General features: G+C 62.0%; 19 protein-coding genes. 2 read left to right on the top strand and 17 right to left on the bottom strand.

Annotated elements, in window-relative coordinates; translation table 11 throughout:
* Positions 1 to 490: 490 nt before the first annotated feature.
* The 14 genes from ftsZ to MUY21_RS07530 all read right to left on the bottom strand — a co-directional run bounded on the left by ftsZ (position 491) and on the right by MUY21_RS07530 (position 15,846).
* On the bottom strand, positions 491 to 2,179 hold the full coding sequence (ftsZ, locus tag MUY21_RS07595) for a cell division protein FtsZ (RefSeq protein ID WP_248409721.1): 1,689 nt from the start codon (positions 2,177 to 2,179) through the stop codon (positions 491 to 493).
* Between the two features lie 234 nt (positions 2,180 to 2,413).
* Positions 2,414 to 3,748: a cell division protein FtsA gene (gene ftsA, locus MUY21_RS07590; RefSeq protein ID WP_191284600.1), complete on the bottom strand. Its 1,335-nt coding sequence runs from the start codon at positions 3,746 to 3,748 to the stop codon at positions 2,414 to 2,416.
* Entirely contained in the window at positions 3,745 to 4,707 is a 963-nt protein-coding gene (locus MUY21_RS07585; protein WP_248409720.1) for a cell division protein FtsQ/DivIB, read from the bottom strand. Before MUY21_RS07585 ends, ftsA begins: the two co-directional genes overlap by 4 nt.
* On the bottom strand, positions 4,695 to 5,609 hold the full coding sequence (locus MUY21_RS07580; RefSeq protein WP_248409719.1) for a D-alanine--D-alanine ligase: 915 nt from the start codon (positions 5,607 to 5,609) through the stop codon (positions 4,695 to 4,697). The genes MUY21_RS07585 and MUY21_RS07580 overlap by 13 nt, the downstream gene beginning before the upstream one ends.
* Before the next feature lie 228 nt (positions 5,610 to 5,837).
* Positions 5,838 to 6,770 carry a UDP-N-acetylmuramate dehydrogenase gene (murB, locus tag MUY21_RS07575; protein WP_248409718.1) on the bottom strand — a complete coding sequence of 311 codons (933 nt, stop codon included), beginning with the start codon at positions 6,768 to 6,770 and terminating at the stop codon, positions 5,838 to 5,840.
* A 1-nt stretch (position 6,771) separates the two neighbouring features.
* The gene (locus MUY21_RS07570) at positions 6,772 to 7,017 is read right to left on the bottom strand and encodes a DUF2484 family protein (protein ID WP_248409717.1); all 246 of its coding nucleotides are present in this window, start codon (positions 7,015 to 7,017) and stop codon (positions 6,772 to 6,774) included.
* Positions 7,014 to 7,253, bottom strand: coding sequence for a DUF2484 family protein (locus MUY21_RS07565; protein ID WP_248409716.1), 240 nt, complete (start codon positions 7,251 to 7,253; stop codon positions 7,014 to 7,016). The genes MUY21_RS07570 and MUY21_RS07565 overlap by 4 nt, the downstream gene beginning before the upstream one ends.
* Before the next feature lie 13 nt (positions 7,254 to 7,266).
* Positions 7,267 to 8,664: a UDP-N-acetylmuramate--L-alanine ligase gene (murC, locus tag MUY21_RS07560; RefSeq protein ID WP_248409715.1), complete on the bottom strand. Its 1,398-nt coding sequence runs from the start codon at positions 8,662 to 8,664 to the stop codon at positions 7,267 to 7,269.
* Between the two features lie 48 nt (positions 8,665 to 8,712).
* Positions 8,713 to 9,819: an undecaprenyldiphospho-muramoylpentapeptide beta-N-acetylglucosaminyltransferase gene (murG, locus tag MUY21_RS07555; protein WP_248409714.1), complete on the bottom strand. Its 1,107-nt coding sequence runs from the start codon at positions 9,817 to 9,819 to the stop codon at positions 8,713 to 8,715.
* Entirely contained in the window at positions 9,816 to 10,985 is a 1,170-nt protein-coding gene (ftsW, locus tag MUY21_RS07550; RefSeq protein WP_248409713.1) for a putative lipid II flippase FtsW, read from the bottom strand. Before ftsW ends, murG begins: the two co-directional genes overlap by 4 nt.
* Positions 10,986 to 11,163: 178 nt before the next feature.
* A complete protein-coding gene (locus tag MUY21_RS07545; RefSeq protein WP_248409712.1) occupies positions 11,164 to 12,090 on the bottom strand; it encodes a DMT family transporter in 927 nt (308 codons plus the stop codon).
* A gap of 101 nt (positions 12,091 to 12,191) precedes the next feature.
* Positions 12,192 to 13,625, bottom strand: a complete 1,434-nt coding sequence (locus MUY21_RS07540) for an NAD(P)(+) transhydrogenase (Re/Si-specific) subunit beta (RefSeq protein WP_248409711.1) — start codon at positions 13,623 to 13,625, stop codon at positions 12,192 to 12,194.
* Between the two features lie 13 nt (positions 13,626 to 13,638).
* Complete coding sequence (locus MUY21_RS07535; protein WP_248409710.1) at positions 13,639 to 15,210, bottom strand: Re/Si-specific NAD(P)(+) transhydrogenase subunit alpha; 1,572 nt, start codon at positions 15,208 to 15,210, stop codon at positions 13,639 to 13,641.
* Between the two features lie 177 nt (positions 15,211 to 15,387).
* Positions 15,388 to 15,846, bottom strand: a complete 459-nt coding sequence (locus tag MUY21_RS07530) for an isoprenylcysteine carboxylmethyltransferase family protein (RefSeq protein WP_248409709.1) — start codon at positions 15,844 to 15,846, stop codon at positions 15,388 to 15,390.
* Between the two features lie 140 nt (positions 15,847 to 15,986).
* On the opposite strand from MUY21_RS07530, the gene kynU reads away from it, so the two are divergent.
* The gene (gene kynU / locus MUY21_RS07525) at positions 15,987 to 17,189 is read left to right on the top strand and encodes a kynureninase (protein ID WP_248409708.1); all 1,203 of its coding nucleotides are present in this window, start codon (positions 15,987 to 15,989) and stop codon (positions 17,187 to 17,189) included.
* A 13-nt stretch (positions 17,190 to 17,202) separates the two neighbouring features.
* Here kynU and MUY21_RS07520 read toward each other — a convergent pair whose 3' ends face one another.
* Positions 17,203 to 18,114, bottom strand: a complete 912-nt coding sequence (locus MUY21_RS07520) for a pirin family protein (RefSeq protein WP_248409707.1) — start codon at positions 18,112 to 18,114, stop codon at positions 17,203 to 17,205.
* Positions 18,115 to 18,292: 178 nt separating this feature from the next.
* Here MUY21_RS07520 and MUY21_RS07515 point away from each other — a divergent pair, with 178 nt between their 5' ends.
* Positions 18,293 to 19,486 carry a hypothetical protein gene (locus MUY21_RS07515; protein ID WP_248409706.1) on the top strand — a complete coding sequence of 398 codons (1,194 nt, stop codon included), beginning with the start codon at positions 18,293 to 18,295 and terminating at the stop codon, positions 19,484 to 19,486.
* On the opposite strand, the gene MUY21_RS07510 is transcribed toward MUY21_RS07515, so the two are convergent.
* Both MUY21_RS07510 and MUY21_RS07505 read right to left on the bottom strand, forming a co-directional pair.
* Entirely contained in the window at positions 19,476 to 20,138 is a 663-nt protein-coding gene (locus MUY21_RS07510; protein WP_248409705.1) for a hypothetical protein, read from the bottom strand. The genes MUY21_RS07515 and MUY21_RS07510 overlap by 11 nt on opposite strands.
* 11 nt (positions 20,139 to 20,149) lie before the next feature.
* Positions 20,150 to 20,686 carry a TadE/TadG family type IV pilus assembly protein gene (locus MUY21_RS07505; RefSeq protein WP_248409704.1) on the bottom strand — a complete coding sequence of 179 codons (537 nt, stop codon included), beginning with the start codon at positions 20,684 to 20,686 and terminating at the stop codon, positions 20,150 to 20,152.
* Positions 20,687 to 20,716 lie beyond the last annotated feature (30 nt).

Below are 20,716 nucleotides of genomic sequence, written 5' to 3'. Positions count from 1 at the left end.
CTGCATTTATTGCCGCGCCAGAAGCCGCTGACGGTTGGGATCTGTGTGGAGTGGCACAGCTTCCCGACCGTTCTGGGTCTGCATGGTGATGCGGACGTCCCGCACACCGATGTCAGTTTCCGTGCATAAACGGGTCTCTGAACCCGGTTCTGGCAGCGGCAGGTCTGACGCGCTCCAAGCATGTAGGGCTTGGTGACACAGAGGTAAATCCTGCCCGGTGCAATAACAATTCAAACCTCTGTAACGGTCTGTAACATCGCCACACACCCCGGCGGAGGGTTGCCGAAACACCACCACCCGGGCCGTAATCCGCTGTTCTGCAACAAAAAAGACCCGCCAAGGGGCGGGTCGGAGCGGATCATTTCGTGATGAATGTGACAACCCGTCAACGCAGGCAATGCCGTGCAGAGGGGTGGTTTGTGGCCTGCTTGATACAGGGCTTCAAACGGGCCGCGCGACACAGGTCCGCGCGGCCCAAATCAGTTTGCGATCAGTTTGCCTGACGCCGCAGGAAGGCCGGAATTTCAACCTTGTCCTGCTCGGGGTCGGCGGCCGGGGTTTGCGGTTGCGCGGGCCGTTCCGATTGCACCGGCGGCTGGCTGCGCGCCTGGTCTTCGGCACCGGCGGCACCCGATCCGGTCATCCGGTTGATCAGCGAGTTGATACCAAAGCGCGGTTTGTCATGCCCCGCGCCTGCGCCCCCTGCGCCACCCTGATGTGCGGGCGCGCTGCCATGTGACGGCGCCTGTTGGGCGCGCGGCTGGTTGTGCACGGCGGCCTGCAACCGGGCCAGCGCCTCGGGTGACGGGGTGCCGGGGGCCGGCGCGCGCGGCGCGACGAAAGTGGCCACGTCCGGCTGATCGTCATATCCCTGCGGTGCAGCTTCGGGTTCGCGCGGCTGATAGGCGGGCGGAGGAATATCGCCCCCTGCCTGTTCAGGGTTGAACACGTTTTCCGTCGGCGCTTTCGGGGCTTCTTGCTCCCGCTCCAGATCGCCAAACAGCGACGGCTCGCTGCTGGCGGCTTCGACAGGTGCGGCTGCCGGGGACGCCGAAGCTGCGGGGGCAATTTCTGCGGCAGGCGCGTTATCGATCGCAGCGGCTGCGGCAACAGCTTCCGGCGCTTCGGCTTCCATTTTCTGCTCGACCTCAAGCGGGGCTTGCAGCGGGGCGGCCAGACTGCGGCGCGGCAGCGGGATGTCCGAATTTACATCCACCGCGTCGATGCCGGTGGCGACCACGGACACGCGCATTGCGCCTTCCATGTCGGTGTCCAGCGTCGAGCCGACGATGATGTTGGCGTCCTGATCCACCTCTTCGCGGATACGGTTCGCAGCCTCGTCCAGTTCGAACAGCGTCAGGTCGTAGCCGCCGGTGATGTTGATCAACACTCCCTTGGCGCCCTTCAGGCTGATTTCGTCCAGAAGCGGGTTTGCGATGGCTTTCTCGGCGGCCTGAACGGCGCGATCTTCGCCATCGGATTCGCCGGTGCCCATCATGGCTTTGCCCATCTCGTCCATCACGGCGCGGACATCCGCAAAGTCGAGGTTGATCAGGCCGGGGCGCACCATCAGGTCGGTGACGCCTTTGACACCTTGATACAGCACGTCATCTGCCATCGAGAACGCCTCGGTAAAGGTCGTTTTCTCATTGGCCAGACGGAACAGGTTCTGGTTCGGAATGATGATCAGCGTGTCGACCATCTTTTGCAACGCGTCCACACCGTCTTCGGCCTGACGCATCCGCTTGGCGCCTTCGAACTGGAACGGCTTGGTCACGACACCCACGGTCAGCACACCAAGCTCGCGCGCGGCCTGCGCGATGATCGGGGCAGCCCCGGTGCCGGTGCCGCCGCCCATACCGGCGGTGATGAAACACATATGCGCGCCGGCCAGATGATCGACGATCTGTTCGATCGATTCCTCGGCTGCCGCTGCGCCGACCGATGCACGGGCCCCCGCGCCCAGCCCTTCGGTCACTTTCACACCCATCTGGATGCGGTCCTTGGCGCGCGAATGCTGCAAAGCCTGCGCGTCGGTGTTTGCCACTACGAATTCAACGCCCTCGAGTTCCTTCTCGATCATGTTGTTGACAGCGTTGCCACCGGCACCGCCCACGCCAAACACCGTGATACGAGGTTTCAACTCTTCCTGACCGGGCAAGGTAAGGTTCAAAGTCATGATTTTTCCGCCTGTCTATGTCCGCGCCGCACCGATGTCCCCCGATGGCGGCAAATACTGTCAATTATTTCCGACTGAATCGCCGGTTTCTGCCTCGTTTTGTCCATGTTACCCCAAAAAACCGCCTTTCGTCACGCCCTAAAGGGGCGCAATGCCGCAAAATATTGAGCAATCGCAGGCGATTTCAGCAGGATTTCGCCGAACACACCGTATATTGGTGCAATCGAGGTCTTCTTACCAATTGTCCTTGAACCACCGGAAGGCCCGGCGCAGGCTGCGCGCCGGGTAGCTTTCGGCCGGAATGTCGAAATCCCACCATTCGTCCTGCGGATGGGCGGCGAACAGACACAGCCCGACCGCTGAGGCAAAACCCGCCCCCGTCGCCGCCTGCGGCAGACCCTGCACCCGCAGCGGGCGCCCGATGCGCACCTGCTGGCCCAGAATTTTCGGGGCCAGCCCGTCCAGCCCGGGGATCTGGCTGCCGCCACCGGTCAACACGATCTGCTGGCTGCGCAGATGCTCGAACCCGGACGCATCCAGACAGGCCCGAACCTCTTCCAAAATCTCTTCGACGCGCGGGCGCATGATGCCGATCAGCTCGGCCCGGCTGACCGTGCGCCGGTCATGTTCCCAATCACCGGTGTCGCCACCGATCTCGATCATCTCGCGATCATCCATGCCGGTTGCCACGACACCACCATAGAAGGTCTTGATCCGTTCCGCCGTCGACAGCGGCACCTGCAACCCCTTCGAGATGTCCGAGGTCACGTGATCCCCGCCCAGCCGCACGCTGTCGGAATAGATCATGTGCTTCTTCATGAAGATGGACAGGCCCGTTGACCCGCCGCCCAGATCAATGCAGGCCGCGCCCAGTTCCTGCTCGTCCTCGACCAGTGCCGAAATGCCGGACACATAGGCCGAACTCGCCAGCCCCGCCAATTCAAGATCGCAGCGTTTGATGCAGTAAAGCAGGTTCTGAATGACCGCTGAATCAACGGTCAGCACATGCATGTCCACCGCCAGCCGGTTGCCGATCTGCCCGCGTGGGTCGTTCAGCCCCGACCGGTGATCCAGCGCGAAATTGACCGGCTGGGCGTGCAACACTTCGCGCCCTTCGCCGATGTCGGGCATGTCACAAGCGGCCAGCACCCGCGCCACGTCGTCTTCGGTGACAGCCGCGTTGTTCAGTTCGACCACACCATCCAGACCATAGCTGCGCGGATTGGCACCCGAGAAGCAGGCGATCACATGATCGACGCGAATGTTGGCCATTTTTTGTGCTGCCTGAATGGCGGTGCGGATGGCGCGTTCGGTTTCCTGCATGGCGTCGATTTCGCCGAACCGCACCCCGCGCGACCGCGTGGTCGCCGCCCCGATCACACGAAACGCGCTTTGCCCGGCCAGGCTGCCCACCCCATCGCTTTCGCGAAACTGGTCCGGCCCGTCAAAGCGCAGGATCAGGCAGGCGATTTTAGAGCTGCCGATGTCCAGAATGGCGATCACACCTCGCTGCATGGCGGCTTCGCGCATGGCGCGCATGGCGCGCTGCTGGCTGTAAATGTCGGTCATTGGTCGTCGGCTCCAAATTCTAACGTTCGAATGCGGCGCAACTCTTCGACGGCTGGCTCACCCAGTCGAAGCGTCGGTCTCAGGGGGTTTCTCATGTCGACCACGGTCAGGTCGCGGGCCATCACCTCTTGCGCTTGATCCAGGGCGATCACCTGCTCCAAGGCGGCCACGGAGTCGTGTTCGGGCAAGAGGATGCGCTGTTTCGTGGCCAGAACCACGTCCCAACGGCGCTCGCCAACCCGCACGAGGCCGCGCAGCGACGGCCCGAGCGGGCGCGCCGTTTCGATCAGCGCCAGCGCCTCGTCCACAGCCTGGTTCGCGCCCGCGCCCGCGATCAGCGGCAGGTCCGACCGGCCATTGCGCGTGATCAGGCTGGCCACCCGATGGCCGCTGCGGTCCAGCAGATCAAGGATGCCATCGTGGCGCCAGATGATGACCGGCTGGCGTTCGGTGATCGCCACCTCAAGCACGCCACCGGGGCGCACCCGCAAGGCGGCTTTTTCGACAACGTCCAATTTCGTAAGCTCCAACCGCATCGCCTCAAGATCCAGATCGAAGCTGGAAATCGGGAAGTCGATGGGCAGCATGTCGCGCACCGCGTCGGCCACCACCGGCGTTGCGCCCTCGACCGCCATCAGCTTGACCATGAACTCAGGACGCTCCTGCACCGACCGCTGGATCTGGGTGTAAGTGTCGACAAGATGGGTGCGATTGTCCGGGTTGGCGAAGTAAAGTCCCACCGCCAGCAACACAAGCCCGACCGGCAACCCGACCCGCAGCAAAGTCCGGAAGGTCGGGGTCAGCCACAAGCGATGCGCCTTGTAGGCCAGGCGCGAAGGCGCCGGGTCACGATGGGTCGGCGCGGCATCTGATGCCCCGCCCCCGGCCTGCGGCGGACGTGGCGCGGCGACGGAATGATAGCCGCGCGCGGGGCGGGGTTTGCGCATCAGCGATCGCATGAGGCATCCTCCACCATCCAGGCACAGAACTGGCCAAAGCTGATCCCGTGATGGGCCGCCTGTTCAGGCGCAAGCGACGTGGGCGTCATGCCCGGCTGCGTGTTGGTTTCCAGCAGGATCAACCCATCCAGCCCGCGCGCCTCGTCCCAGCGGAAATCGGTGCGGCTGACACCGCGACACCCCAAGACTTCATGCGCCCGCAACGCGTAGTCCAGACAGGCGGCTTCGATCTCGGCGGGGATGTCGGCAGGCATGATGTGGCGCGAACCGCCCTCGGCATATTTCGCGTCATAGTCATACCAGCCATCGGTCAGGATATCGGTCACGCCAAGCGCCCGGTCGCCCATCACGGTCGTGGTCAGCTCACGCCCTGGCGCATAGGTTTCCACCATCACCGTATCGGGCATGGTCGGGGCCAGTTGCGGGGGCGTGTTCGCGCCGTCCTTCACAATGTAAATCCCGACCGAGCTGCCTTCGTTAAAGGGCTTCACCACATAGGGCGGCTCCATCACGTGGCGGGCGCGCACCTCGTCCGCCGGTGCCAGAACGCTGTCGACCACCGGCAGGCCTGCGGCGCGATAGGCGTCTTTCGCGCGCTCCTTGTCCATCGCGAGCGAGGACGCCAGCACACCGGAATGGGTATAGGGAATTTGCAGCCACTCAAGCAGGCCCTGCACGCAGCCATCTTCGCCCCAACGGCCATGCAGCGCGTTGAACACGACATCGGGGGCCTCGGCCCGCAGGCGTTCGGACAGGTCAGGACCGGCGTCGATGGGGGTCACGTCATAGCCCTCGCCTTTCAGCGCCGCGACGCATTCGCGCCCGGAGCTCAGCGAAACCTCCCGCTCGGCCGATTGACCGCCCAGAAGAACCACAACTTTCGAGACTGTCTTGCCCGACATGCCTGCTTTTGCCTCGTCCCTGATCGCGCGATGCGACCAACTGCCCAGCCGTTTCCGGCGCCGATCCGCACTTTGCGCGCGGTGTTTATCTTTATCGAAGGCTGTACCGCCCCTTTGCGCAGGGCTTTGCGCCCCTTGTTTGCAAGGGCGTTTGCCCCTTGTCACCGGTTCTTTTCGACCGGATCTGAAGGGCCTGCCCGACCCCAGTATCTGCGCGCGTCCGTTGGCTTATTTCTCTGCCAATTCACCCACGCGCATGATTTCCCATACTAGCTCTATGCCACTGTGTTCGTAAACCTTTTTTCTGACCTCTTCGCCCAATCCTTCAAGGTCCGCGGCAGTGGCGTCGCCGGTGTTGGTCAGGAAATTCGCGTGCATCGGGTTCATCTGCGCCCCACCCCGCGTGGCCCCGCGCATCCCGGCATCCTCGATCACCTTCCACGCTTTCAGCTCGTGACTGTCATCGGCGCGCCCGGTCGAGCTGTAGCCCGCCGGGTTGCGGAAGGTCGATCCGGCGGTGCGGTCCTTGGTGGGTTGGGTTTCATCCCGTTTGGCCAGTTGCGCCTCCATCCGGGCGGCGAGCGCGGCAGGATCGCCTGTTGAGCCTTCAAATATCGCGCTGGTGATGATCCACCCCTCGGGAAGGTCAGTCTGACGGTATTGAAATTTCAGGTCATCGGCAGTCAATGTCACCCGCTCACCCTCGCGCGTAATTGCCTGCGCTTCGACAAACACGTCCGCCACGTATGACCCATAGCAGCCCGCATTCATCCTTACCGCGCCGCCAATGGCACCGGGGATGGTCCGCAGGAAGGTCAGGTCAACGCCCGCCTCGGCTGCCTTGCGCGCCACATGGGCATCCAGCGCGGCGACGCCTGCGGTGACACGGGTGCCATCAATCTCAATACTGTTGAAGCCGCGCCCCAACCGGATCACCACACCACGAATGCCGCCATCGCGCACGATCAGGTTCGACCCGACCCCCATCGGAAAAACCGGCACGTCGGGGTCAAGCGCGGCAAGGAACTGCGCCAGATCATCCTCATCCGCTGGCATGAAAAACCAGTCGGCAGGCCCGCCCACGCGCAGCCATGTCAGGGCAGACAAGTCCTTGTCCTGAACCAAAGCGCCGCGTGTTTCGATCTTGCTTGGATGGGTCACGTCAGCCTCGTGTCTTGCGCAGCCACCGGATCAGATAAATCACCGGCCAGCGAAGGATCGACATCGCTGCGATCATGACCAGTATCCCGACCAGTGGCCCGTTTTGATAAACCACGTAACCCAATAGCGGAATGCCCACGGCGATCAAGACGTAAGCTGCCCGCCAATGATGATCGCGCGACGGAAACAGCGCGATGATCTGTGCCACCACAGCCCAGAAACAGGCCAGGATCAACGAGAGAGTCATACGCGCCCCAAGGCCTTTCGACCCAGATACCAAAGCGGGCGGCGAAACATGGATATGAACGCCGCCAGCCCGATAGCTGACCATATCCAACCGTTCACCGCACCGATCCAGATGATCAGCACAGGGGCGGCGGCCAGCAGCACAAAGCCCGGTGCAAACTGGCGGCGCATCGGCAAAAACGCCACGGCGCTGGCGGCAATCACCCAAAGGGCAGCGGCGATCAGCGCAGGGCTCATGGCGCGGGCCGTGTCATGACAGCCGCGCGGGCAGGTTGTTGGCCCAGGCGCTGATCGTCCCGGCCCCAAGGCAGACCACCAGATCGCCCGGCTTAGCGTGATCTTTCACCAAAGCCGTCAGCGCATCCTCATCAGGGATGGCAATGGCGTGGCGGTGGCCATGGCGCACCAGACCGGCGACCAAATCGTCACGGCTAGCGCCTTCAATCGGGTCTTCGCCAGCGGCATAGACATCGGCGATGCCGACCACATCGGCTTCGTTAAAACAGGCGCAGAAATCTTCAAACAGACCGTGCAGGCGCGAATAGCGGTGCGGTTGGTGCACGGCAATCACGCGCCCCTCGGTCGCTTGGCGGGCGGCCTTCAGGACAGCGGCAATTTCCACCGGGTGGTGACCATAATCGTCGATGATGGTGACGCCGTTCACCTCGCCCACTTTCGTAAAACGCCGGTTCACGCCACCGAAACTGGCCAATGCCGCGCGAATTTCGTCCCGCTTCATGCCCAGATGTCGCGCGACCGCCACCGCTGACAGCGCGTTCGAGACATTGTGATCCCCCGGCATCGGCAGGGTGCAGCCGTCGATACGGGTGCCTTCATTGTGCAGTTCAATGTCGAAATGAGCGACGCCGCCTTTGTAGGTCAGGTTCACAGCCCGCACATCGGCCTGCGCGTTGAACCCATAGGTCACGACGCGGCGGTCCGTGATCTTGCCGACCAGCGACTGAACCTCGGGGTGGTCGGTGCAACAGACCGCCAGCCCGTAAAACGGAATGTTCGAGACGAAATCCAGAAAGCCCTGCCGCAGCGTGTCGAAGTCGCCCCAATGTTCCATGTGTTCAGGGTCGATATTGGTGACGATGGCGATGGTCGCGGGCAAACGGTTGAACGTGCCATCGCTTTCATCGGCCTCGACCACCATCCATTCGCCCTGCCCCATCCGCGCATTCGAGCCATAGGCGTGGATGACGCCGCCATTGATCACGGTGGGATCAATGCCGCCATGCACCAGAAGCTCGGCCACCATGGTGGTGGTGGTCGTCTTGCCATGTGTGCCAGCCACCGCGATGTTGGATTTCAGGCGCATCAGTTCGGCCAGCATTTCGGCCCGGCGCACCACGGGCAGGCCACGGGCACGGGCGGCGTCCAGTTCCGGGTTGCCCGGTTTGATCGCGGACGAGATCACGACAACTTCGGCATTGGCCAGGTTCTCGGCCTTTTGTCCGACGAAGATTTCAGCGCCCAACTCCGCCAGCCGATCGGTGATCTTCGAGGTTTTCAGATCCGACCCCTGCACCCGATAACCGTGATTGAGCAGCACCTCTGCGATGCCCGACATGCCGATGCCACCAATGCCGACAAAGTGGATCATCCCCATCTCGATGGGCAATTTGGTCGCTGCTGCGTTCATGTGGCTACCTTTCACTCGTGCGATATGCCCGACCTTGTCTGCGGTCGGTCAGGTCGTTTGGGGGCCGCCCGCCAGATGTTCAACCAGCTCCACCAGAGCGACGGTCGCGTCGGGGCGGGCCTGCCCCTGCGCGGCGCGCGACATTCGCATGGCGCCTTCGGGATTGTCCAGAACCGTTGTGATTTGCTCGGACAGAGTCTCGACGTCAAGGCGGCTTTCGGGGATCAGGATCGCAGCGCCCGCTTCGACCAACCCGCGTGCGTTTGCGGTCTGGTGGTCGTCGGTCGCATGCGGATAGGGCACAAGGATCGAGGGGCGGCCGATCACCGAAATATCCGCCACCGAGGACGCACCGGCCCGGCTGATCACCAGTTGGGCTTCGGACATGCGGCGCGGAATGTCGGTGAAAAAGGGTTGCACATCGGCGCGGATACCATGTTCGGTGTAGAACGCGCTGACCCGCTCCATATCTTCCTCGCGGGCCTGATGGCTGACCGAGATATGCTGCAAAAGCCCCTCGGGCAACGCGGCGATGGCAGGTGGCACCGTATCTGACAAGGCACGCGCACCTTGTGATCCGCCAATGACAAGGATCGACATGGGATAATCGCCCGGCGCGATATAGCCCGCGGTTTCGCGGGCCAGCACCCCTGACCGGACCGGATTGCCGGTATAGACAGGGTTCGCGCCTTCGGGCAGGTCGGTCGGCCAGGTGCCACAAGCCACCGCATTGACGCGCGTGGCGAAGATCTTGTTCACCCGCCCCAACACGCCATTTTGTTCATGGATCATGCGCGGCAGGTTCAACACCTTGGCCGCAGTCAGAGCGGGAATCGTCGGATAGCCGCCGAAACCAACAACCGCCTTGGGCTTGTCGCGGCGCATTTTCAGGATCGCACCCATGATGCCCGCGCCAATCCGGGCGGGCACCATCGCCTTGGCCAGCATCCCGCCGCGCGCGAAGGTCGCGGAAGACACTTCCTCAATCTCGACCACATGGGGAAAGCCGCCCGTGTAGCGCGCGCCCCGCGCGTCGGTCGACAGTTTCACCCGCCAGCCTTTGCGCAGCATCGCCTCGGCCAAGGCTTGTGCGGGAAACATGTGGCCGCCGGTGCCCCCAGCGGCAATGACAAGAAGGGGTTTGGCGTCGCTCATCGTCCTTGCCTGTTTGCGAATACGTCCTGCATACGGCCCTGTGGCCGGGTGCGGGTAAACGCCAAAAGCATGCCAAGTGCAATCCCACCGGCAATCAGGGAGGACCCGCCATAGCTGACAAATGGCAGTGTCATGCCTTTGGCGGGCAGAAGGCGGACAGCCACGCCCATATTGATCAATGCCTGAATGCCAAACATCGCGGCCAGACCGGACCCTGCCAGCCGGATGAACGTGTCGCGTTCATGGATCAGGCGCAGGAAGCTGCGCACCACGACGGTGGCATAAAGCGCAATAATGACCAGAACCAGGATCAGCCCATATTCCTCGGCAGCAACCGCGATGATGAAATCCGTGTGCGCGTCCGGCAGCGACCATTTCACCTGCCCCTCGCCCACACCGACGCCGAAGAACCCGCCTTCGCGGATCGCGTTGGTGGCATAGCCAAGCTGCGTTGTCGGGTCCACATCCGGGCTCAGAAACCCGTCGATGCGGCGGGCAAAGTGCTCGGAGTTGTTATAGGCGAACATCCCGCCCAACACGACCACCCCGGCAGCAGCCGCCAGAAACAGGATCGGCGCACCGGCCAGAAAATACATGACACCCCAGCCAAAAAGCACCAATGCGGCCTGCCCGAAATCCGGTTGCAGCGCAAGGAAGCCCACGATCACCAGCACCAGCGCCAGTGACATCGAGCGCCCCGGCGGGCCATTGATTTCCTGGCTCGCAGCCATCAGCCACGCGGCAACGACGACGAAACCGGGTTTCAGAAACTCGGACGGCTGGACCGAGGCGAAACCCAGTGAATACCAGCGCACCGCGCCCTTGCCGAAATCGGTGCCAAGAACCGGCAAGAGCATCACCGCAACCAGCGCAATCACAAACCCCAGCACGCCAAGCCGGCGCACCATGCGGGGGCTCATCATCGTTGTGGCGAATAACGTGACCAGCGCGGTCACGCCGAAGATCAACTGGCGTTGTACGTAATGAAATTGCTCAAGCCCATTGCGTTCAGCCAAGGGGGGCGACGCTGCCAGCCCCAGCAGAATGCCGATCCCGAACAGGATCAGGATGCAGGACACCGACCACTTGTCGATCGTGCGCCACCACCGGGGAAGAATGGGGTCGCCGTCGCGCGCGGGAACCGCGCCATATACCATCTCTGTCATGGGAAAATGCCTGCCACTTGTCTGTACCGCTCGTTCTTACCAACAGCAGGTCCCGTTTTCGGGTTATCTCTGCCACTGATCCTCATTCGCCCGTCTGATGCGGGTCATTGCGCACAGGATAGCCAGCTTTTCATTGGTTTTCCAGAGAATTCGCGCCACGTGCGACCCCGGTGCGCGATCAACTGCCGGGCGGGCTGACCGCGCGTGAGATTGACCGGTCGCGCCCCAGCTTGCTTTCGCGCCAGATGATCACCAGCCCGGCCATGACGACGATCCCCGCACCAGCCAGCATTTGCAACGTCGGCAGCTCTCCGAAAAAGACATATCCGAACGCGAGCGCGAAGATCATCGAGGTATAGTCAAACGGCGCGATGGTCGAGGCATCGGCATGGGTATAGGCCGTGGTCAGCATCAATTGACCCACCCCCCCGGCCAGCCCGGCCCCCAGCAACAGCGCGAACTCCCACCCTGTGGGCCAGACCCAACCGAAGGGCACGGTCAGCAGCGACAGGAACACCGCCGTGAGCGAGGCATAGATCACCACGGTCGAAGGTGGGTCAATGCCCACCAACTTGCGCACAAGGATCTTTGCCACCGCTACGCAACAGGCGGCGATCAGGGCCAGGACCGCGCCGAAGGCTCTCAGCGTGTCATCTTCGGCGCTGCCACCAAACCCCTCCAGTCGCGGCCACAGGATCACCATGACGCCGACCAACCCGGCCAGAACGGCACCGATCCGCACCATGCGCACCTGTTCGCCCAGAAAAATCGCCGCAAGCACCACGGTGATGATGGGCGCGGCATAGAAGATCGCCGTGACCTCGGTTTGTGGCAGATAGCCAAGCGCGGTGAAGCTCAGCCCCATGGCCAGCACACCCACTGTGCCGCGGCTGATATGCCCCCAGGGATTCGTGGTGCGCAGGGCCGAATGCAACCGCCCCTCGTATGCCAGCCAGGCAAGGATCACGGGCAGCGCAAAGAGCGAGCGGAAGAACACCGCCTCGCCCGCCGGGACATGACCTGACACCGCCTTCACCATCGTCTGAAGCGAGATGAAGAACGCCACCGAGCCGAGTTTCAATGCAATACCGCGCGAAGGGTTCATCCCTTCCGCTTAGCGCGTTTGCCTGACGGTTGGAAGCCGGACCCGTGAAACGAAAAACGCCCCCAACTTGCGTGGGGGCGTTTGACTTGGTCTGCGCTGGCTTAGTTGATCATCGTCAGCAACGTATCCAGCGACTGTTTCGCATCACCATAGAACATCCGCGTGTTTTCCTTGAAGAACAGCGGGTTCTCGATGCCGGAATAGCCGGTGCCTTGCCCGCGTTTCGAGACGAAGACCTGCTTGGCCTTCCAGCATTCCAGCACCGGCATCCCGGCGATGGGGCTGTTAGGGTCTTCCTGAGCGGCCGGATTCACGATGTCGTTCGACCCGATGACGATGGCGACATCCGTGTCGGGGAAGTCGTCGTTGATCTCGTCCATTTCCAGCACGATGTCATAAGGCACCTTGGCTTCCGCCAGCAGCACGTTCATGTGACCGGGCAGACGGCCCGCGACCGGGTGGATCGCAAAGCGGACCTCTTTGCCCTTGGCGCGCAGACGGCGGGTCAGTTCGGCCACGTTCTGCTGAGCTTGGGCCACCGCCATGCCGTAACCGGGGATGATCACCACGCTGTCGGCGTCTTCCAAAGCCGCCGCCACACCTTCGGCGTCGATGGCGATCTGCTCGCCCTCGATTTCCATCGCGGGACCGGCCGAGCCGCCGAAGCCGCCCAGAATCACGCTGATGAACGACCGGTTCATTGCCTTGCACATGATGTAGGACAGGATCGCACCGGACGAGCCCACCAGCGCACCAACCACGATCAGCAGGTCATTGCCCAGCGAGAAACCAATCGCCGCCGCGGCCCAACCCGAGTAGCTGTTCAGCATCGACACAACCACCGGCATGTCAGCCCCGCCAATGCCCATGATCAGGTGATAACCGATGAAGAAGGCCGCCAGTGTCATCACGAACAGCGGGAAGAACCCACCGGTGTTGAAATACCAGATCAGGCAGATCAGCGACAGGATCGCAGCACCCGCGTTCAGCATATGCCCACCGGGCAGCTTTTCCGCCGCCGATGTGACCTTGCCCGCCAGTTTGCCATAGGCAATCACCGACCCGGTGAAGGTCACGCCACCGATGAACACGCCCAGGAAAAGCTCTATCCGCAGGATGTTCTGTTCAACGGGTGTTTTGTGGGCCAACAGACCGGCGAAGCCTTCAAGCCCCGCGCGGGCCGCATCGTCCATCGCCAGCACGTTGCCCAGTTCGATATGCGCGTTATAGCCCACGAACACGGCAGCCAGACCAACCAGCGAGTGCATGGCGGCCACAAGCTGCGGCATCTCGGTCATCTGGACCTTCTGCGCGACATAGGTGCCGATGACACCGCCGCCAGCGATCAGGATGATCGACAGAACCCACAAGCCGGAGCCAGGGCCAACCAGCGTGGCAAAGATTGCCAGCGCCATACCGACAATGCCATACCACACGGCCCGTTTCGCGCTTTCCTGCCCCGAAAGACCGCCAAGCGAGAGGATGAAAAGAACTGCCGCGACAACATAAGCGGCTGTGGTGAAACCAAATTCCATAACCCTCTACTCCTTACGATTTCTGGAACATGGCGAGCATGCGCCGTGTCACGAGGAAGCCACCGAAAATGTTGATCCCCGCCATGAAGATCGACAGCGCGGCCAGCAGGATGACAAGGAAAGACCCCGTCCCGATCTGCATCAGCGCGCCCAGAATGATGATCGACGAAATGGCGTTGGTGATCGCCATCAGCGGTGTGTGCAGCGAATGCGAGACATTCCAGATCACCTGGAAGCCCACAAACACGGCCAGAACGAACACGATGAAGTGCTGCATGAAACTGGCTGGCGCATAAAGCCCTGCCAGCAGCATCAGCGCACCGCCCACACCCAGAAGCGTGAACTGCTGTTTGGTCTGTGCCTTGAACGCGGCAAGCTCTTGCGCCTTCTTCTCTTCGGGCGTCAGTTCCTTCACCGCAGCCTTGGGCTTGGCGGCAATCGCCTGCACCTTGGGTGGTGGCGGTGGGAATGTAATCTCGCCCTGATGGGTCACGGTCGCGCCCCGGATCACGTCATCTTCCATGTCGTGATTGATCTTGCCGTCTTTTTCGGGCGTCAGATCCGTCATCATATGGCGAATGTTGTTGGCATACAGGCTGGACGCCTGCGCGGCCATGCGCGACGGGAAATCGGTATAGCCGATGATGGTCACGCCATTGTCGGTCACGATCTTCTCGTCCGGCACGGTCAGTTTGCAGTTGCCGCCCTTCTCGGCCGCAAGGTCGACGATGACACTGCCGGGTTTCATGGCTTTCACCATGTCCTCGGTCCACAATTCGGGCGCCTCGCGATTGGGGATCAACGCGGTGGTGATCACGATGTCCATTTCCGGGGCAAGCTCGCGGAACTTGGCCAGTTGTGCCTCGCGGAACTCGGGGCTGGAGACCGAGGCGTAACCGCCCGTCGCCGCGCCGTCCTGCTGGTCTTCCTCGAAATCGAGGTAAACGAACTCGGCCCCCATCGATTCAACCTGTTCAGCCACTTCCGGGCGCACGTCGAACGCGTAAGTGATCGCGCCCAGCGATGTGGACGTGCCGATCGCGGCCAGACCGGCCACACCCGCGCCGACCACCAGAACCTTGGCGGGGGGCACTTTGCCTGCCGCCGTCACCTGTCCGGTAAAGAAGCGGCCGAAATTGTTGCCCGCCTCGATCACCGCGCGGTAGCCCGCGATATTGGCCATGGACGACAGCGCGTCCATCTTCTGCGCGCGCGAAATGCGCGGCACCATTTCCATCGCGATGACAGTCGCACCCGACGCCTTGGCCTTTTCCATCCCGTCTTCATTGCCACCCGGGTTGAAGAAGCTGATCAGCGTTTTGTCAGACGACAACCGTTTCAGTTCCGTATCGTTGGGCGGGCGCACTTTCGCGATAATGTCTGCGGCTTTCCAAAGCGCGGCGGCGGTCTTGACGACCTCGACACCTGCCTCTTTGTAAGCTGCGTCTGAGAACCCCGCAGCCGCACCGGCCTTGGTTTCAATCACGCAGTCATAGCCCAGCTTTTGCAGCATTTTGGCGCTGTCCGGGGTCATTGCGACCCGGTTTTCGCCCTCGAATATTTCCTTGGGTACACCGATCTTCACAGTCTCTTCCTTCTCCCGTCGTGTGCCGACCGTGGGGCATCCCCGGTCCCGGCGGTTTCCTGCGCATCCTATACGCGGCTCAGGCGCAAGATGCTATCGTTACGGAGCGTATTGCGACAATATTGTTTCAATACGCGCTTCCCCATTGCAGGGCAATGCTGCTTTGCAGCAGGGTTGTCAGATCCAGCGACGCACCTGCCCGGCCCAGTCGTCGAATGCGGGTCCGAATTTGGCCCTCAGCGCCGCTTCTTCCCATAAAATGAACCGCTTGGTGATGATGGTGGTGAACACCGGCACCAGCAGAAGCGCCGGCAGCACATCCCACCTAAGTATGAGACCCGTCAGGATCATCGCGTCGCCCAGATAGATCGGATTGCGCGTCCAGCGATAGATGCCACGCGTCAGCAATGCCGTTGGCTGCTGACCGGGGATCACCGTGGTGCGGGCACGCATGAATTCCCATATCGCGACCCCAAGCAGGCAAAGACCAAGCACGATCAACAGATTGCCCAGCCCGCGCGTGACCTCAAACCCGAAGCCCAGCCCCGGCGCGATCCGGTCCAGCCCATAAGCCAGCGCGACCATCAAGGCCAGCCAGACCGGCGGCATGTCAATCCAGCGCAAATGTCGGCTCATTCGGGAGGGGCCTTTGATCGTTTATCGTTGCAGAAGTTGTAACGTCTTGATGGGGATGTGCAACGGCATTTGCGCCTGATTGCGCTTGCCCCGCATGTGGAAATCCCTACCCTGCCGGAAACCCGGCGACGAGGTGTCCCATGACCGATTTCAACGCGACCCGAACCCTGTTTTCCCTGCCCGACAGCGTGACCTATCTGGATGGCAACTCGCTCGGCCCCCTGCCCGTCGCCGCACAAGACCGGATGGCCGCCTGCCTGCGCGATGAATGGGGCGAGATGCTGATCACCGGATGGAACAAGGCAGGCTGGATGGACCAGCCACGCGCCTTGGGGGATCGGATTGGGCGGTTGATCGGCGCAGCGCCGGGCACGACTGTCGTTGGTGACACCCTGTCAATCAAGGTTTATCAGGCGCTGGCTTCGGCGCTGGAACTGCGCCCCGACCGCCGCGTGATCCTGTCTGACAGCGGAAACTTTCCCACGGACCTTTACATGGCCGAAGGGTTGGTGCGGTCGCTGGACCAAGGCCACCGGATTGAAACCCCTGCCCCCAAGGACGTCGCCGCGCAGATCGACGCCATCGGCGATGACCTTGCGGTCCTGATGTTGACTGAAGTTGATTACCGCACCGGTCGGCGGCACGACATGCCCGCCCTGATCAAGGCCGCACACAAGGTCGGCGCATTGGTGATCTGGGATCTGGCGCACTCGGCGGGGGCTTTTGCGGTGGATGTCAGCGGCACCGATGCGGATTTCGCGGTCGGGTGCACCTATAAATACCTGAATGGCGGCCCCGGCGCACCCGCGTTTATCTATGTGGCACCCCGACTGGCCGATCAGGTCGCGCCCGCGCTGTCGGGGTGGCTGGGTCACGACTCACCGTTTGCCTTCGATCCCGACTATCGCCCCGGCCCCGGCATCGACCGGATGCGCGTCGGCACGCCGCCGGTTTTGCAAATGGCCGCGCTGGAGGCGGCACTGGATATCTGGGATCAGGTCGACATGGACGCGCTGCGCACGCAATCGGTCGCATTGTGCGAGCGTTTCATCGCGGGGGTCGAGGCGACTTGCCCAGACCTGACCCTTGCCAGCCCGCGCGAGGCGGCGACGCGCGGGTCTCAGGTCAGTTTCGCTTTCGAGCACGGCTATGCCGCCATGCAAGCCTTGATTGTACGCGGCGTGATTGGGGATTTCCGCGCGCCAGACATCATGCGGTTCGGCTTCACACCGCTTTACATCGACGAAGGTGATGTGGACCGCGCCGTCGAGACGCTTGCCGACATCATGTCGAACCGCCTGTGGGACCGGCCCGAGTATCACACCCGGGCCGCCGTAACGTGATCTAACGCACGATCTAGTGCGCGGGCTGAATGAACGTCCCGTTGCGCAGATCGGCCATCGCCTGACGCAGCTCGTCCTTGGTGTTCATCACGATGGGACCGTGCCACGCCACCGGCTCGCGGATCGGCGCACCTGCGACCAGCAGAAAACGAACGCCCTCCGGCCCGGCCTGCACCCGCACGTCATCCCCTGCCCCAAACCGCACGACGGTGCGGTTGCCGGACAGATCGCGGATGTTGACCTCCTGCCCCATCACCTCTTTTTCAAGCAGCACACCTTGGGGTGCGGCAGCATCAGTGAACGCGCCCGCGCCTTCGAAAACATACGCAAAGGCCTGGCGACGCGTGTCCACGGGGAACGTCTTGGTCACGCCTGCTGGCACGCTGATATCCAGATAAAGCGGGTCCGCCGCAATCCCGTCAACCGGGCCAGACTTGCCCCAGAAATCGCCGACGATGACGCGGACCTTGGTGCCATCGTCTTCCTCGACCACCGGTATTTCGACCGACGGCACATCCTGATAGTTCGGCGCGGTCATCTTCAGATCGCGCGGCAGGTTGGCCCAAAGCTGGAACCCGTGCATCTGCCCGCGCGCGTTCGCATGTGGCATTTCCTGATGCATGATCCCTGACCCGGCCGTCATCCACTGGATATCCCCCGCACCAAGACGACCCGCATTGCCGAGACTGTCTTCATGCTCGACCTCGCCCGCCAGCACATAGGTGATCGTCTCGATCCCTCGGTGCGGGTGCCATGGAAAGCCCTTCTCCGACAGGCGCGGATCATCGTTGCGGAAATCGTCGAACAGAAGGAACGGGTCATAGGCTTCCGGCTCGTGAAACCCAAAGGCGCGGTGCAGGTGAACACCCGCGCCTTCCAGCGTGGGTTTCGACTGCGTGGCTGACAAAACGGGACGAATGGACATGGTATCCCCCTTTCAGAAGGTCATGTGGTGTTGGTCTTAAAATAGGCACGGCGCGCCGGCTCTGCAATTGCGCGCAACCTAACAGCACCCCTGCATTTTTGCACAAATTGCTTGGGGGCAAGCGCGTGGGGCCGTTTCCTGCTATACTTGCAGCATTCGTTTATGGATTGAGGCACCCATGGCCCAGCATTTTACCGACGCCGAATGGCGAGAGATCGAGGCACATCTGGACGCAGCCCTTGCCCAAAACCCAGAAGCCTATGGCCTGCCGGAACGGCGCGAGGGGTCCGTGATCCTGATGTCGTGGAACATTCGCAAATTCGGGGCGGTTGCCGACCGGGACGGGTTGAAGAAAAGCGCGGGCGCCACGCGGATGATTGAACGCATCGCCGCGCAGGCCGATCTGCTGGCCATTCAGGAACAACAGGACGCCACCGGCGCGCTGGACGCCCTGCTTGCGGCGCTGAACGCACCCTATGGCGTGATCTACAGCGATGTGACGGGACGCAGCCCGGGCTATCGCGGCATGTCGGAACGATTTGCTTATCTGTATCGCGAGGACCGGGTGCGGTTGGGGCATCTGGCCTCGGACCTGTCCTATGACCGCACCGCGATCGCCGCAAACATGAACGAGGCGCTGAAAGCCTCCTTTGACACCAGCGTGCCGGGTCAGGACGACCCCGGCTATCTCGAGCAGTTGATGAACTGGGTGCAGAACACCACCCGCCTGATGGGGTCACAGTTTTCCAAATTCGTTCAGTTCATCCGCAGCCCCTATCTGGTCGAGTTCGTGATCGACGGACCGGATGGCCAATACGAGTTTTATGCCGTCAACGCGCATCTGGTGTCCGGCAAGAAGAACGAGCGGGAGCAGGAATTCTTTGCGCTTCTGGAGTGGCTTCTGCATGACAGCCGCAAAACAGTCGGCGAACGGGGCAAGATCATCCTGATCATGGGGGATCTGAACATGGATTTCGACAGCTCGAACGCCGACCGGCGGATCGGGATCGAAAACTATGTGACCGGGATCAACGCCAAGCGGCGGCTGGATGCCAAGGTGAACTTCCCGTTCCTGGATGGCAGTTTCAACACCAACGCACGGCGCACCCAGACCTATGACCACATCGCGTGGCTGGCCGATGATACACGCCTGCCGCGTGGGCGTCATAACGGGTTGGCGGGCACGCTTGGGCGCGACCAGTTCGATTATGGCATGTTCGATTTCGTGCAATTGTTCACCGAGGCCGGCCCCGGCCGACTGCCAGACGGCACCCCGGACTATAACCGTTTCGCACATGATCTGTCCGATCACATGCCGATCTGGGTCAGGCTGCCCCGGCCTGCGTCAGATCAGACCCGGTTCACGACGTAGACGGCAGCGGGCAGTCTTCCGGTTGGACCTTCCAGCACAGACCGTCATACTCGCGCGGGCTCGTGACGGTGACATTCACCAGATCGCGCGGATAGATTCCGGTCCAGCGAACGGGGAAGGGTGGCACATATTTGGCGACCGTTTCGACAACGATCAGCTTTTCGCCCTTGTACATCTTGGGAATATACGGCCCCAGATATTCGCGCATGGTGGTGCGGGTGTGGTTTTGAACGCCGCTGTGAAGGCTGGTTTTTGACACACCTCGTCCCAACCTGCGCGGGGTCAGATCGTTGCAGCGCGCTGGCGACTGGTTGCATTCCACGACGGTGACGCGCACCCAACTGCCTTCCCTGGTCCCGGACATGTATTCGAACAGCTCATCCAGCCCTTCCAGCGTCGTGCGATCGAATGAGTTGAGCCGCGACAGGTAGTCGGCGATCGCATAATTCGCTTTCAGCGCAAGGCTTTGGCGGCGATACGCCTCGAAATAGGTATAGGTTGCCATCAGTCCGAACAGCAGGATAGGCAGGATGATCACGCTTTCCACCGTGATTGATGCGGCCTCGACCCGCGCGAATTTGCGCAAGCCCGCCCGTGCGCGCCGCACCGTGCGGCCACCGGAGGCGAGGAGTGTCTTCAGATTGCTAAACATCGTCCCTGCCCTCATGGTTCGTTCACATAAGTTGACATGGCAACAATCGCGACCGCGCCGGACTTGTCGCGCGGCAGACCCATGACATAAGGCGTTGTGAAGAAGAACGGGTCTTTCTTCACACAGACGCGGATCAGCAACAGGTCACCACTGCCGCCCGGCCCGTATTCCACGTTGTCGGGCTGTTTGTAGTCATTCGACCGGTCGACACATTCGATCGGCCCGGTGGGCAGGGTCCACCCCACCCCGTCAATCTTGCGCACGTCGATGGTCATTTCCCGTTCGCAATCGTGAAACAGGATGGTGTCTTCGCAGATGTTCTTTTTCAGGACGGTCATGTCCTCGGGGCGGTTTGTGCCCAGACGCATGCCGCGGACGTTCACATCGACAGCCCGCTCAAGCATCATCGACCGCATGCCATAGATGCTCAGCTCGAAGGATGTCAGGAACAGGGTCAGGAAGAACGGAAACCACATCACGAACTCGATGGTCGTATTGCCATCGCGTGCGCGCAACCTGTGCCAAAACTGTTTACATACCCGTTTCATTCGTACTGTTCCGTTGTCCTGTCAGGACGC

It is taken from the genome of Aliiroseovarius sp. S2029 (assembly GCF_023195575.1).
GTDB lineage: Bacteria > Pseudomonadota > Alphaproteobacteria > Rhodobacterales > Rhodobacteraceae > Aliiroseovarius > Aliiroseovarius zhejiangensis.
The sequence above is the reverse complement of the archived record's forward strand: the minus strand, read 5'-3'. Positions and strand labels throughout refer to the sequence as shown.